Source organism: Mesorhizobium sp. M00.F.Ca.ET.216.01.1.1 (genome assembly GCF_004010325.2).
GTDB lineage: Bacteria > Pseudomonadota > Alphaproteobacteria > Rhizobiales > Rhizobiaceae > Mesorhizobium.
The window spans coordinates 1-374 of record NZ_SADR02000224.1; the positions used below are offsets into that span (position 1 = coordinate 1).

1 protein-coding gene and 1 pseudogene are annotated in these 374 nt (G+C 63.6%); both read right to left on the reverse strand.

The features are described 5' to 3' along the window. On the reverse strand, window positions 1–189 hold a 189-nt coding region (locus tag EN859_RS35835), incomplete at its 3' end, for a F0F1 ATP synthase subunit C (protein ID WP_135913642.1). 78 nt (window positions 190–267) lie between these two features. Beyond that, window positions 268–374, reverse strand: a pseudogene (locus EN859_RS35840) (F0F1 ATP synthase subunit A); the annotation flags it as partial.

Sequence of the window (374 nt, forward strand, 5' to 3'; positions counted from 1 at the left end):
GAAGATGCCCAGAGCTTCGGTCACGGCGAAGCCGAAGATCAGGCGGCCGAACTGGCCGTCGGCAGCCGACGGGTTGCGAAGCGCGCCCGAGAGATAGCTGCCAAAGATGTTGCCGAGGCCGATGCCGGCGCCGCCCATGCCGATGCAGGCGATACCAGCGCCGATAGCAGCTGCTGCAGTTGCGTCCATTTCAAAACTCCTGTGGTTGCTTCTTCGTTGCAGTTGGTACGTTGGGTATGCTGGCGCCGGGGCGCCGGTGAAAATCGATCAGTGGCTCGGGTGCAGAGCGTCGTTCAGGTACATGCAGGTCAGCACCGCGAAGACGTAGGCCTGCAGGCAGGCGACCAGCAGTTCGAGCGCCGTCAGCGCGAACG